Annotated in this window: 10 protein-coding genes; 9 read left to right on the forward strand and 1 reads right to left on the reverse strand. The window is 72.4% G+C overall.

Features of this window, described 5'->3' with window-relative positions; genetic code table 11:
* Positions 1 to 19 precede the first annotated feature (19 nt).
* The 9 genes from ACIQMV_RS04190 (at position 20) to ACIQMV_RS04230 (ending at position 11597) form a co-directional block, all read left to right on the forward strand.
* On the forward strand, positions 20 to 1009 hold the full coding sequence (locus ACIQMV_RS04190) for a malate dehydrogenase (protein ID WP_141359201.1): 990 nt from the start codon (positions 20 to 22) through the stop codon (positions 1007 to 1009).
* A gap of 208 nt (positions 1010 to 1217) precedes the next feature.
* Positions 1218 to 2948, forward strand: a complete 1731-nt coding sequence (locus ACIQMV_RS04195) for a hypothetical protein (protein WP_402590997.1) — start codon at positions 1218 to 1220, stop codon at positions 2946 to 2948.
* The gene (locus ACIQMV_RS04200; RefSeq protein ID WP_141359197.1) at positions 2932 to 3288 is read left to right on the forward strand and encodes a hypothetical protein; all 357 of its coding nucleotides are present in this window, start codon (positions 2932 to 2934) and stop codon (positions 3286 to 3288) included. Before ACIQMV_RS04195 ends, ACIQMV_RS04200 begins: the two co-directional genes overlap by 17 nt.
* Before the next feature lie 7 nt (positions 3289 to 3295).
* Positions 3296 to 4207 carry a hypothetical protein gene (locus ACIQMV_RS04205; protein ID WP_402590999.1) on the forward strand — a complete coding sequence of 304 codons (912 nt, stop codon included), beginning with the start codon at positions 3296 to 3298 and terminating at the stop codon, positions 4205 to 4207.
* A gap of 193 nt (positions 4208 to 4400) precedes the next feature.
* Positions 4401 to 5927, forward strand: coding sequence for an aldehyde dehydrogenase family protein (locus ACIQMV_RS04210; RefSeq protein ID WP_402591001.1), 1527 nt, complete (start codon positions 4401 to 4403; stop codon positions 5925 to 5927).
* A 106-nt stretch (positions 5928 to 6033) separates the two neighbouring features.
* Positions 6034 to 7563 (forward strand): GMC family oxidoreductase, encoded by a 1530-nt coding sequence (locus ACIQMV_RS04215; protein ID WP_402591003.1) that lies wholly within the window; start codon positions 6034 to 6036, stop codon positions 7561 to 7563.
* Complete coding sequence (locus tag ACIQMV_RS04220; protein WP_402591005.1) at positions 7563 to 8699, forward strand: glycine betaine/L-proline ABC transporter ATP-binding protein; 1137 nt, start codon at positions 7563 to 7565, stop codon at positions 8697 to 8699. Before ACIQMV_RS04215 ends, ACIQMV_RS04220 begins: the two co-directional genes overlap by 1 nt.
* Entirely contained in the window at positions 8699 to 10642 is a 1944-nt protein-coding gene (locus ACIQMV_RS04225) for an ABC transporter permease (RefSeq protein WP_402591007.1), read from the forward strand. The genes ACIQMV_RS04220 and ACIQMV_RS04225 overlap by 1 nt, the downstream gene beginning before the upstream one ends.
* A gap of 1 nt (position 10643) precedes the next feature.
* The gene (locus tag ACIQMV_RS04230) at positions 10644 to 11597 is read left to right on the forward strand and encodes an ABC transporter substrate-binding protein (RefSeq protein WP_402591009.1); all 954 of its coding nucleotides are present in this window, start codon (positions 10644 to 10646) and stop codon (positions 11595 to 11597) included.
* Positions 11598 to 11660: 63 nt separating this feature from the next.
* On the opposite strand, the gene ACIQMV_RS04235 is transcribed toward ACIQMV_RS04230, so the two are convergent.
* Positions 11661 to 12191: a carboxymuconolactone decarboxylase family protein gene (locus ACIQMV_RS04235; RefSeq protein ID WP_141359186.1), complete on the reverse strand. Its 531-nt coding sequence runs from the start codon at positions 12189 to 12191 to the stop codon at positions 11661 to 11663.
* Positions 12192 to 12217 lie beyond the last annotated feature (26 nt).

Genomic DNA, 12217 nt, shown 5'->3' on the forward strand with positions numbered 1-12217 from the left:
CTGTCATACGGAGAACGCCATGACCCGCACTCCCGTGAACGTCACCGTCACCGGCGCGGCCGGCCAGATCGGTTACGCCCTGCTCTTCCGCATCGCCTCCGGCCAGCTGCTCGGCGCGGACGTGCCGGTCAAACTGCGCCTCCTGGAGATCACGCCGGCGCTGAAGGCCGCCGAGGGCACGGCCATGGAGCTCGACGACTGCGCGTTCCCGCTCCTTCAGGGCATCGACATCAGCGACGACCCGAACGTCGCCTTCGACGGTGCCAACGTCGCCCTCCTCGTCGGCGCCCGCCCGCGCACCAAGGGCATGGAGCGGGGTGACCTCCTCGAGGCCAACGGCGGCATCTTCAAGCCGCAGGGCAAGGCCATCAACGACCACGCCGCGGACGACATCAAGGTCCTGGTCGTCGGCAACCCCGCGAACACCAACGCGCTGATCGCCCAGGCCGCCGCGCCGGACGTGCCGGCGGAGCGCTTCACCGCGATGACCCGTCTGGACCACAACCGCGCGTTGACCCAGCTCGCCAAGAAGACGGGCTCGACGGTCGCCGACATCAAGCGCCTCACCATCTGGGGCAACCACTCCGCGACCCAGTACCCGGACATCTTCCACGCGTCGATCGCCGGCAAGAACGCCGCCGAGGTCGTGAACGACGAGAAGTGGCTGGCCGACGACTTCATCCCGACCGTCGCCAAGCGCGGCGCGGCCATCATCGAGGCCCGCGGCGCCTCCTCGGCCGCCTCCGCCGCCAACGCCGCCATCGACCACGTCCACACCTGGGTCAACGGCACCGCCGACGGCGACTGGGCCTCCATGGGCATCCCGTCGGACGGCTCCTACGGCGTCCCCGAGGGCCTGATCTCCTCCTTCCCGGTCACCTGCAAGGACGGCTCGTACGAGATCGTCCAGGGCCTGGAGATCAACGACTTCTCCCGCACCCGCATCGACGCCTCCGTCAAGGAGCTGGCGGAGGAGCGCGAGGCGGTCCGCTCGCTCGGCCTCATCTGAGCCACCGCGCCTGTCCGCGAGGCCCCGTTCCGGTTCCGGCCGGAGCGGGGCCTCGCGCGTTCGGTGCCCGCGTACGCCGGCGCCGCCTGCGGCCGGGGCCCGAGGGGGCCCTCTTGACAAACCGCTTCCCGCACCGCTTTACGCACCCCTATGCTGATGGCTCGTCAGTTCCTTGAACTGGGGGCCGTTCGCATCTCGGGGGAGTCGCGTGAGCACCGTATCCGTGCCGCTTCAACAGCAGCCGACGCCTCCGGACGCGACCCCGCCCGTGCCGCCGTACGCCAGTGAGGCCACCCGGCTGCTGTGCGCGGGCACCTACCTGGACAGCGAATACCGGGACCGGGTCATCGACGAGCTGTACGTCAACGAGCAACGCCTCTGTGCTCCGTCGTTCGGCTTCGACGCCGCACGGGTCCTGGCCCACGCCCTGCGTGCGCGACGTCTGGAACTGGCCTGGGACGGAGCCCTCCTCGGGCTGTGGGTGGCGGGCGCCGTGCTGACCGGGTACTGGCTGCTGCTCTTCCTCGTCCTGGGCGTCCAACTGGCCGTCGCCACCCTGATCAGAGGCAAGAGCGACCACGCTCCGCTGTACCGGCGCGTACCGGCCTGGTTCCTGCGGTGGTACAGCCGTATCGGCCTGGCCTGGGTCTTCCTGCTGACCTTGATCGCCGCATTCTCCGGTGGCGGCCACTCCTCCCCGGGCACGTCGGCGTACTACGGCGAGTACGGGACGTCGAGCGGCTCACCGACCAGCCTGTCCGACCTGTTCACGGACAAGACGATCGGCCCTCGGGAGGCATGGTTCTCGATCGCTGTCCTCGCGCTGATCGCGCTCTGCCTCGCCGCCCGGCGCAGCCAGGTCACCCGGGCGCTGACGGCGGAACTCTCCCCTCGGCGTTTCCCGGACGCCGCGAGCGATCCGGCCCTCCGGGCCGAGGGCGGACGGTTCCGGCGGCTGGTCGGGCGCGTCCGCGCGGAACAGCATCAGCAGTTGGTCATGTATCACGAGGCCCGCCCGTTCTGCGGGGCCGGAACCGCGCACGACACCTGGGTGCTCGCCGTCGAACTGCGCCCCGACGGCATGAAGAAGCAGCGCCCGCTGAGCAACCGGGCGGTCCTGGAGACCGTCCGCCCGCTGCTGGAACAGCTCCGCGAATCGGCGACGACCGCCGCGTACCCCGTGCGCGACCGACTGCGCCGGCTCGAGATCGACGAGTGCGTCTTCCTGCCCGTCGAGGGGATGCTGCGTCGTGAGGATGCCCCGTACGATCCGCAGGCCTTCGAGAACCACCGGATGCGCGCCGCCGAGGAAGGCGCCGAGAAACGGCGGCACTTCCTGTGCGTGCGGGTCGGTGGCTGGGAGGGGGAGCTGATCGTCAGCGTCTTCGTCCGCGTGCACACCCAGGGCCGGATGCTCATGCTGGAGGTCGCCCCGCACGTACTGAACCCGGTGCGGCCGGAGTTCAAGGACGCCGACCGCACCGCTCACCGCTACAACCGCAACAGCCTGCTGGGCAAGGCCGCCTACGCCGTGCCACGGGTACCGGTGTCCTTGGGCATCGCCCTGTTCGACCTGGGACGGATGATCCGGTTCAACTGGCGGCTGCTGACGGCCGGCAATGCCGGCGCGCTGCCGGAGGGCCCCGCCCTGTCGGTGCGTGAGCTGGGGTCCGCGCCGGACGGGTCGCTGTTCCAGCAGATGGATGTCGACCGCTACCTGCGCACGATCCAGGACCGGATCGCGCACGGCGTGCGCGCAGCGCTCGCCGACGCCGGCTACCAGACCGGCGAGTTCGTCCAGAAGATCGTCAACATCAGCAACGGCGGTGTGAACATCGACTCGGTGGAGGGCTCCACCTTCGCCGTCGGTTCGCACGCGACCGCGAGCAGCGGCCCCGAGCCGCGGAGGGGAACGGGCAGCGATGACCGACCGGCGTGAGCCGAACGTATCCATGGGGAACGTCTCGGGCAGCACCTTCGCCATCGGCAGCCATGCCAGCGCCGTCGGCCATCACGGCACAGGACCGCAGCGCGACGAGGTCACCGAGCAACTGCTGGCCGCGGTGCGCGAGCTGCGCGCCGATCTGACCCGGGTGCGCGGCACCGAGCAGACCGCCGCGCTGGATGCCGAACTCGCCGGTACGGAGGAGGAGATCACCACCACCGGCCAGGCCGGCCCGTCCCGCCGTGAGCGCCTGCGCGGGCTGCTCGCCGACTCCCAGTCCCTGCTGAACGTCCTCGCCTCCGCGGGTGCCGTGGCGGGACTGCTGGGACAGTGAGAGCGCGATGAACGGGGGACAGCGTCACTGGAACGAGGAGACCCAGCGCTGGGAGGACGGCACCGCGGAGGTGGCGCGGGCCACCCCGCCACCCCCCGCCCGGCCGGCGCACATGCCGGCCTGGCCGCCGGGCGAGGTCCGGGATCCCGACGCCGACGCGCCCACCGGCCCCTGGCCCGTGGCAGCCCCGTCGGCGCCGCCGGCCGTGCCCGGCGGGTACAGCCGGCGCACCGCCGTGGCGGTGATCGGCTCGGCCGCGGCCGTGGGGGTCGCCGTCGCCCTTGTGGTGACCCTCGGTCCCGGCAGCGGAGGACACGGCGGCGACCGGGTGGCCGCCACGACGAGCGGTACCCCGGCCACGTCCGAACCGCCCCCGACCACGTACGCCTCACCGGAACCGGACACCGGGACGCCGTCCCCGTCGGCCGACGAGCCGCCGGCCGGCTACACCGCCTACGACGACCCGGAGGGCTTCCGCATCGCCGTGCCCGACGGCTGGCAGCACCAGCGGTCCACCGTGAGCTCCCGGTACGGGATGGACATCGTCAACTACCGTGATTCCACGGGCCGTCACCGGCTCCAGGTGTACGAGGTGCAGGAGTCCTCCCCGGACGAGTCGTTCGACCAGTACCTGTCCGCGGACGTGCCCAAGCCCCAGGGCTTCCGGACGCTGTCCCGGGTGAACCTGGACAGCGGCGACTTCACCGGCTCCCGGCTGGAGTATCTGGCCGACTCCCTCAGGGGCGAACCGGACATCGGCACCTGGCACGTCGTGGACGAACGCTTCCTGGCCGTCGACGGCAGGCTGTACGCGCTCGCCTCCTACGGCCCCGAATCCGACGGCCGCGACGACGAGCAGGAGGTCCTCAGCGCGGCGCTGAACTGGTTCTGTCCGTCCTCCGCCACCTGCGCGGACTGATCCATCACCGCTCCGGACACCCGCGCGACACCCTGTTTGTCCAGTGATGCCCCCAAGTTCCGTGACACGGAACACTTCCGGTCACCGGTGGGGCATGGACCTCGACGAAGGGGGCAGGTGCCCGCTCACTCTCCCTGTGGATGACACGACGTGACACAGGGCAACTGAGCAGGAGCGGAAGGCAGTACCGATCATGGCGGACAGTACGGGACGCGGTGCGCGCGGCACCATCCACGCGGGCGGGGAGTGGCGCGAGGCGATCGGCGGCGCGACACGCGAGATCCTCGACCCCGCGGACGCGGCTCCGTTCGCCGTGGTCGCGGAGGGCGACGAGAAGGACGCGGACGTGGCCGTCGAGGCCGCCCGCCGCGCCTTCGACGGCGGCGAGGGCGCCTGGCCGCGCACACCGGTCGCCGAGCGTGCCGCCCTGCTGCGCCGGGTGGCCGACCTCCTGGTGCGCGACCGGGAGGAACTCGGCCTGCTGGAGAGCCGGGACACCGGCAAGACCGTGGAGGAGGGCCGCGTCGACGTCGACTGCGTCGCCGACGCCTTCCGCTACTTCGCCGGACTCGTCGCCGCGGAAGCCCCCGGCCGGGTCGTGGACGCGGGCACGCCCGACGTGCACAGCGTCGTCGTGCACGAGCCGGTCGGCGTCTGCGCTCTGATCACGCCCTGGAACTACCCGCTGCTCCAGGCCAGTTGGAAGATCGCCCCGGCGCTCGCCGCCGGAAACACCTTCGTCGTCAAGCCGAGCGAGATCACCCCGCTGACCACCGTCGCGCTGATCGACCTGCTCGTCGAGGCGGGCCTGCCCGCGGGCGTGGCCAACATCGTCACCGGCCCCGGCCACACCGTCGGCGCCCGGCTCGCCGAACACCCCGACGTGGGCCTGGTCTCCTTCACCGGCGGCCTGGTCAGCGGGGCGAAGGTGGCCCGGGCCGCGGCCGACACGGTCAAGAAGGTCGCCCTCGAACTCGGCGGCAAGAACCCCAACATCGTCTTCGCCGACGCCTGCGCGACCGACGAGGGCTTCGACACCGCCGTCGACCAGGCCCTGAACGCGGCCTTCCTGCACAGCGGCCAGGTCTGCTCCGCGGGCGCCCGGCTCATCGTCGAGGAACCGGTCCGGGAGCGCTTCGTCGCCGAACTCGCCCGCCGCGCCCGGAAGATCCGCCTGGGCCGCGGCACCGCGCCCGGCGTCGAGTGCGGTCCGCTCGTCTCCGAGCAGCAGCGCGCCAGGATCGAGGCGTACGTCGCCTCCGCGCTGGCCGAGGGCGCGGTACCGCGCTGCGGCGGCAAGCGGCCCGAGCCCGGGGAGACCCGGCCCGCCACCGGCTACTTCTACGAGCCGACCGTCCTCGACCACTGCACCCGCCAGATGAAGGTCGTCCGGGAGGAGGTCTTCGGCCCCGTCCTCACCGTCGAGACCTTCCGCACCGAGCACGAGGCGGTCGCGCTCGCCAACGACACCGAGTACGGGCTCGCGGGCGCCGTGTGGACCGCCGACGCGGGCCGTGCCCGGCGCGTGGCCGGCCGGCTGCGCCACGGCACCGTCTGGATCAACGACTTCCACCCCTATCTCCCGCAGGCGGAGTGGGGCGGCTTCGGCAGGAGCGGCGTCGGCCGCGAGCTCGGCCCCGCCGGGCTCGCCGAGTACCGCGAGACCAAGCACGTCTACCAGAACCTCGCCCCCAGGCCGGTGCGCTGGTTCGCGGGCTGAGCCCCGCCGGCTGCGGCCGCGCACCCCGCCGCCGCGGCCGCATCCGGCACCACCGCAGACCCCGAAGTCCCCGGACCTCCCGACCTCCCACTGGAGTACGAGCCCGATGCCCGAGAGCACCCACGAGTTCGACTACGTCGTCATAGGCGGCGGCACGGCCGGTTCCGTCATCGCCTCCCGCCTCACGGAGAACCCGGACGTCACCGTCGCCGTCATCGAGGGCGGCCCCAGCGACGTGGGCCGCGAGGACGTGCTGACGCTGCGCCGCTGGATGGGCCTGCTCGGCGGCGAACTGGACTACGACTACCCGACCACCGAGCAGCCGCGCGGCAACTCCCACATCCGGCACAGCCGCGCCCGGGTCCTCGGCGGCTGCTCCTCGCACAACACGCTCATCGCGTTCAAGCCGCTGCCGTCCGACTGGGACGAGTGGGAGGCGGCCGGTGCCAAGGGCTGGGGCGCGGTCCCGATGGAGGCGTACTACGCCCGGCTCAAGAACAACATCGTGGCCGTCGACGAGAAGGACCGCAACGCCATCGCCCGCGACTTCGTCGACGCCGCGCAGGCCGCGCTCGCGGTGCCGCGCGTCGAGGGCTTCAACAAGAAGCCGTTCCACGAGGGTGTCGGTTTCTTCGACCTCGCCTACCACCCGGAGGACAACAAGCGCTCCAGCGCCTCCGTGGCGTATCTGCACCCGGTGATGGACGCGCGCGCCAACCTGACGATCCTGCTGGAGACCTGGGCGCACCGGCTCCAGCTCAACGGCACCCGCGCCGAGGGCGTCCACGTGCGCACCAAGGACGGCGCCGAACTCCTCGTACGGGCCCGCCGCGAGGTCGTGCTCTGCGCGGGCGCCGTCGACTCGCCCCGGCTGCTGCTGCACTCCGGCATCGGCCCGAAGGCCGACCTGGAGAGGCTCGGCATCCCCGTCGTCCACGACCTGCCGGGCGTCGGCGAGAACCTGCTCGACCACCCCGAGTCGGTGATCGTGTGGGAGACGAACGGCCCCCTCCCGGAGAACTCCGCGATGGACTCCGACGCCGGCCTGTTCGTGCGCCGCGACCCCGCAAGCGCGGGCCCGGACCTGATGTTCCACTTCTACCAGATCCCGTTCACGGACAACCCGGAGCGCCTGGGCTACGAACGTCCGCCGTACGGCGTGTCGATGACCCCGAACATCCCCAAGCCGAGGAGCAGGGGCCGGCTGTACCTCACCAGCGCCGACCCGTCCGTCAAGCCGGCCCTGGACTTCCGCTACTTCACCGACGAGGACGACCACGACGCCCGCACCCTCGTCGACGGCATCCGCATCGCCCGCCGGATCGCGCAGACCGAACCGCTGGCCGGCTGGCTGAAGCGGGAGGTGTGCCCCGGTCCGGAGATCCTCGGCGACGCGGAGCTGAGCGAGTACGCCCGCAAGGTCGCGCACACCGTCTACCACCCGGCGGGCACCTGCCGGATGGGCGCCGCCGACGACGAACGCGCGGTCGTCGACCCCGAGTTGCGTATCCGCGGGCTGGACGGCATCCGGATCGCGGACGCCTCCGTCTTCCCGGCCATGCCCGCCGTGAACCCCATGATCGGTGTGCTCATGGTCGGGGAGAAGGCCGTCGACCTGCTCGGAGGTGAGCGCTGATGGCTCTCGAGGTCCCCACGCGCAAACCGCCAACCGACGACTCCGGGCCCACCCCCGTCTTCTCGGTGGACGGCCTGTGGAAGGTCTTCGGTCCCCGCGCCGACCGGGTCCCCGCCGACCGGGAGCTCGGCGCGCTCGGCCCCGCCGAACTGCGCGAGCGCACCGGCTGCACGGCCGCGGTCCGCGACGTCTCCTTCGACGTGCGCAAGGGCGAGGTCTTCGTCGTCATGGGCCTGTCCGGCTCGGGCAAGTCCACGCTGGTGCGCTGCCTGACCCGGCTGATCGAGCCGACCGCGGGCACCATCGCCATCGACGGCGAGGACGTGCGCGCCATGGACGGGGCCCGGCTGCGCGCCCTGCGCAGGCACCGCGCCGCGATGGTCTTCCAGCACTTCGGCCTGCTGCCGCACCGCACGGTCCTCGACAACGTGGCCTACGGCCTCCAGATCCAGGGCGTCGCCCGGTCCGAGCGGCGCGAGCGGGCCGCCGAGATGGTCGCCAAGGTCGGTCTGCAGGGCATGGAGGAGCGCCGCCCGGCCCAGCTGTCCGGCGGTCAGCGCCAGCGGGTCGGCCTGGCCCGCGCCCTCGCCGTGGACCCCGAAGTGCTGCTGTTCGACGAGCCGTTCAGCGCGCTCGACCCGCTCATCCGGCGGGACATGCAGGAGGAGGTCGTCCGCCTGCACCGGGAAGAGGGCCGGACGATGGTCTTCATCACCCACGACCTCCAGGAGGCCCTCCGGCTCGGCGACCGCATCGCCCTGATGCGCGGCGGCCGCATCGTCCAGCTGGGCACCCCCGAGGAGATCGTGGGCTCCCCGGCCGACGACTACGTCCGCGAGTTCGTCCGGGACGTCCCGCGCGAGCAGATCCTGACCGTCCGTGGGGCCATGCGCCCGGCCTCCGCCGACGAGGCCGGCAGCGGCCCGGCGATTCCCCCGGAGGCCACGGTCGCGCAGGCCATCGAGGCGGTGGCCCGAGCGGGAGCACCAGCACGCGTGGTCGACGGAGGCCGCTGCGTCGGCGTCGTCGACTCGGACGCGTTGCTGTCCGTGGTGGCCGGAACCGACTCCACGGCACCGCGCGGGCGCGGGGTGGCGGTCCCGCGCGACGCCGACGCCACCCCGGAGGCCGTCTGATGGCGGCGATCGGCGCCCCGGCTCTCCGTGCCGGCCTGCCCGGCGTGCTCAAACGCCCCGCCGGCCACAAGCTCCTGGTCCTCGCGGTCCTGGCCGCCGTCCTCGTCCCGCTGGCCCACTCCCGCTGGGCGAGCGGAACGTGGCCGCACGCGCTGACAATCGACCTGTCCGGGCCGCTCGGCGGCGCCAGCGACTGGATCATCGACAACCGCGACAGTCACCCGCTGTTCCTCTACTTCCTCGGCCACGTCAGCAACGCGGTCGTGATCTCCGTGCGCGCCGTCTACCTGACGCTCCTCGCCGCCGGCTGGGCGGGCGTCACGGCCGCCGCCGCCCTCGTGGCATGGCGCGTCGCCGGTGTCCGGCTCGCCCTCGGCACGGCCGCCGCCTTCGTCGCCTGCGGACTGCTCGGCATGTGGGTGTCGACCATGCAGACGCTCGCCCTGATGGTGGTCGCGGTCCTCGCCTCCGTCCTCGTGGGCACCCTGCTCGGTCTGGCCGCGGGCCTGTCCGACCGCATGGACCGGGTCCTGCGCCCGGTCCTGGACACCATGCAGGTGCTCCCGGCGTTCGCGTACCTGCTCCCCGTCGTCCTGGTCTTCGGCATCGGCGTACCCGCCGCGGTCCTCGCCACCGTCGTCTACGCCGCCCCGCCCATGGCCCGGCTGACCGCGCTCGGCCTGCGCGGCGCGGACCCGGAGGTGCTGGAGGCGGTCGACTCCCTCGGCGCCACCGCACGCCAGCGCCTGCTGACCGCCCGGATCCCGCTGGCCCGCAAGGAACTCCTCCTCGGCGTCAACCAGACGATCATGATGGCGCTGTCCATGGCGGTCATCGCCTCCGTGATCGGCGCCGGCGGCCTCGGCGACCGCGTCTACCAGGCGCTCGCCTCGGTCGACGTGGGTGCCGCGCTCGCGGCCGGCGTCCCCATCGTGCTGCTGGCCGTCGTACTGGACCGGGTGACCGGAGCCGCCGGAGAGCGCCTCGGACAGGAGCGGCACGGCGTCCGCCCCTGGGCTTGCGCCGCCGTCGCCGCCGTGGCCGCCGCCCTGACCGCGCGCCTGGCGGGCCGCCAGGACTGGCCCGCGGACTGGACCGTCGGCATCGCCGAGCCCGTCAACCGCGCCGTCGGCTGGATGACCGCCCACCTGTACTCCGGCGTCCCGTACATCGGCGGCACCGCCGACTGGGCGGGCCGCTTCACCACCTGGATCCTGGACCCGGTCCGCTCCGGCCTCCAGTGGCTGCCATGGTGGTCGGTGCTGCTGATCGTCGCCGCCCTCGCGTGGCTGATCGGCACCTGGCGCACCGCGCTGACCGCCGTCCTCGCCATGGCCGCCATCGGTGTGCTCGGCGTGTGGAAGCCGTCCCTGGACACCCTGTCCCAGGTGCTGGCGGCCGTCGCCGTCACCCTCGTGCTCGGCTTCGCGACCGGCGTCGCCGCCGCCCGCAGCGACCGCTTCGAGAAACTGCTGCGCCCGGTCCTCGACGTCTTCCAGACGATGCCGCAGTTCGTGTACCTGATCCCGGTGGTCGCGCTGTTCGGCGTGGGCCGCGCCCCGGCCGTCGCCGCGGCCGTCGTCTACGCCCTGCCCGCGGTCGTCCGGATCACCGCGCAGGGCCTGCGCCAGGTCGACCCGGCGGCCCTGGAGTCCGCCCGCTCCCTCGGCGCGACCAGCGGCCAGCAGCTCCGCCAGGTGCAACTGCCGCTCGCCCGCCCGGCGCTGCTGCTCGCCGTCAACCAGGGCGTGGTGCTCGTCCTCGCCGTCGTCATCATCGGCGGCCTGGTCGGCGGCGGCGCGCTCGGCTACGACGTGGTCTTCGGCCTCGCCCAGGGCGACCTGGCGACCGGCCTGGTCGCCGGCGCGGCGATCGTCTGCCTCGGCCTGATGCTCGACCGGGTGACGCAGCCGACCGGCCGCCGCACCAGGAAGGGAGCCTGACATGGGACGCCGTACGACTCTCACCGCCGCCGTCGCGGTGCTGGCGCTGACCTGCGGCTGCGGCGCCGCCGACATGACCCGGCAGGCCTCGCCGTTCGCGGGCGCGCGGGGCTCGAAGACCGTGACCCTGTCCGTGCAGTCCTGGGTCGGCGCGCAGGCCAACGTGGCCGTCGCCCAGTACCTCCTCGAACACGAGCTGGGCTACCGCGTCGACACCGTCCAGGTCGACGAGGTCCCCGCCTGGGACGCGCTCAGCCAGGGCCGCGTCGACGCGATCCTGGAGGACTGGGGCCACCCCGACCAGGAGAAGCGCTACGTCGACGACAAGAAGACCATCGCGCGGGGCGGCGACCTCGGAGTGACCGGGCACATCGGCTGGTTCGTCCCGACGTACCTCGTCAAGAGGTACCCGGACATCACCGACTGGAGGAACCTCGACAAGTACGCCCCGCTCTTCCGCACCGCGGAGAGCGGCGGCAAGGGCCAGCTGATGGACGGCTCCCCGTCCTACGTCACCAACGACAAGGCGCTGGTGAAGAACCTGAACCTGAACTACCAGGTGGTCTTCGCCGGCTCCGAGGCGGCGCAGATCACCCAGATCAAGCAGTTCGCCAAGGAGAAGAAGGCCTTCCTCACGTACTGGTACGCGCCGCAGTGGCTGTTCGAGAAGGTCCCCATGACGGAGGTGCGCCTGCCGCCGTACAAGGAGGGCTGCGACGCGGACGCGGCCAAGGTCGCCTGCGCCTACCCGCACACGGCGCTGCGCAAGTACCTCAACGCCGACTTCGCCCGGTCCGGCGGCGCGGCGGCCGCCTTCCTGAAGAAGTTCAAGTGGACCACCGAGGACCAGAACGAGGTCTCCCTGATGATCGCCGACCAGAAGCTCACCCCGGCCGAGGCGGCGAAGAAGTGGGTGGACGGCCACCGGTCCACGTGGAAGGCGTGGCTGCCCTGAACGAGGACGGGGCCCGCCGGGCCTCCCGGTCCAGGGGCCCGGCCGGCCCCTGGACCGGGGTCGTCACTTGTACTGCCCCGGCGTGTAGTGGCCCGGGACCGCGCGGGCCGTCACACCGAACCGGTTCCAGGCGTTGATCACCGTGATCGAGGCGATCAAATGGGCCAGCTCGGCCTCCTCGAAGTGCGCGGCGGCCCTCTCGTACACCTCGTCCGGCACGAAGCCGTCGGTGAGGACCGTGACGGCCTCGGTCAGCTCGATCGCCGCGAGCTCCTTCTCCGTGTAGAAGTGCCGTGACTCCTCCCAGGCGCCGAGCTGCACGATCCGCTCCACGCTCTCGCCGGCCGCGAGCGCGTCCTTGGTGTGCATGTCCAGGCAGAACGCGCAGTGGTTCAGCTGCGAGGCGCGGATCTTGACCAGCTCGCGCAGCCGCGGGTCCAGGCCCTGGCCCGCGGCCGCGTCCAGCCGGACCATCGCCCTGTAGACCTCGGGGGCGTGCTTGGCCCACTGCATACGGGGCTCGTGCTCGGGCGCGTACGCGGGGGCGCCTTCGGTGGTGTCCGTGTGTTCGCCGGTGTTCGTCGTCGTAGCCATACGCCCGACCCTATGAGCGAAGCAGC

The sequence above is a fragment of the Streptomyces sp. NPDC091412 genome, assembly GCF_044756885.1.
Classification (GTDB): Bacteria; Actinomycetota; Actinomycetes; order Streptomycetales; family Streptomycetaceae; genus Streptomyces.